This is a genomic window from Ruegeria sp. YKSF131 (assembly GCF_059612645.1).
Window position 1 is genome coordinate 1 of the sequence record NZ_JBXWQZ010000131.1, and the last position, 1500, is coordinate 1500.

Sequence of the window (1500 nt, forward strand, 5' to 3'; positions counted from 1 at the left end):
CCGGCTGGATTCGATCAACAGATCCTGGGCAAGAAGCAATTCCAGTTCGCGGATTTCCTGGACGCGGTAGAGCTGAATGAAAATAGCCGCGCCAAGTCCAAGTACGGCACAACATATCGCGATTGACGCAATCGATACGCGGCGCGGAATCGTGGCCCAGTCACCGATCATCTGTGGGAATCCGATAACCTTGCCTGCGCACGGTTTCCACCAAAGAGGCCGCCATCTTGCGGCGCAAGCGCGAGATCAAAACGTCGATGACGTTTGAATTCAAGTCTATTTCCTCGGCATAGATATGCTCAATCAGGTCTGCCCGGCTGACGACCGAACCCGCATGCCGGGCAAGATGCTCCAGGGCGCGAAATTCAAACGCGGTCAGAGGAATAGTCCGACCCTTGAAATAGGCTGTCTTTTCATCGGGCAGAACTGACAGGTCCCCGACTTCAATCGAGGGCGCACCGCGTCCACTTGCGCGCCGCACCAAGGCTTCGAGCCGTGCCATGAGTTCTTCGGAGTGAAAGGGTTTTGCCAGATAGTCGTCAGCTCCGCTGCGTAGCCCGGATACGATGTCATTCCAACTGTCACGTGCCGACAGGATCAGAACCGGGGTCGCCATATTGCGACTGCGCCATTCGTGCAGAACCGAAAGCCCGTCCAGTCCCGGCAACCCCAGATCAAGAACGATGACATCCCAATCTTCGGTCTCCCCCAGAAACAGCGCGTCATTGCCGTTATCAGTCAGCCTTACGACATCGCCACGCGCTCGCATCAGGCAACCAAGATTATTGCGCAGCGTATCGTCGTCTTCGGCAACAAGTATTTTCATCAGACCCTCATAGCTGACACGCGCAGCGAACATGAACAGGGCATGACAAAGGCTGACATGTGCCATTCATTCCGCTTTTTCTATAGTGCATCTGACCCGCCGTCGAAAGCGATCAGAATCTGATATGGCGGGTTTTGCCTCGCTAACCTACTGTAATACCGGAGTTCCGAATGTGTGGCCTGTTTGGTATCTTCCCAGAGGATGCAGCACAAACCCCTGACAACCTGCGGCTGCGCAAAAGCGCGTTTTCCATACGCTATCGCGGCCCGGATGCCAGCCATGTTCTGACAGAACCCGGTCTTGGGTTGGCGCACCAACGCCTGTCTCTTGTCGATACCGATATACGGTCGGATCAGCCTTTCACGGACCCAACGGGCCGTTACACCCTTGCCTACACTGGTGAAGTCTACAACTTCAGGTCCTTGCGGTCTGAGTTGGAAGCACTGGGAATTTCCTTCCGGACAACTTCCGATACCGAGGTTGTTTTACACAGTCTGATCCAATGGGGTTCGAACGCACTGATCCGGTTCGAAGGCATGTTCGGACTTGCTTTTGTTGATCGAAGCACGCGGCAGGTTCTGCTGGCAAGGGATCGCTTCGGAATGAAGCCGCTTTATTGGGCGCAGAGCCCGACCAAAGAAGGCCGCGCCTTTCTGTTTGCTTCGGAAATAAAG

2 protein-coding genes are annotated in these 1500 nt (G+C 55.0%); one reads left to right on the forward strand and one right to left on the reverse strand.

The features are described from left to right. Positions 1-160 precede the first annotated feature (160 nt). Complete coding sequence (locus AC2FLZ_RS21920; RefSeq protein WP_209599282.1) at positions 161-892, reverse strand: response regulator transcription factor; 732 nt, start codon at positions 890-892, stop codon at positions 161-163. Positions 893-996: 104 nt separating this feature from the next. Between AC2FLZ_RS21920 and AC2FLZ_RS21925 the strand changes: the two genes are divergently transcribed. Further along, positions 997-1500: asparagine synthetase B family protein (locus tag AC2FLZ_RS21925; protein WP_496882789.1), on the forward strand; the 504-nt coding region annotated here is incomplete at its 3' end.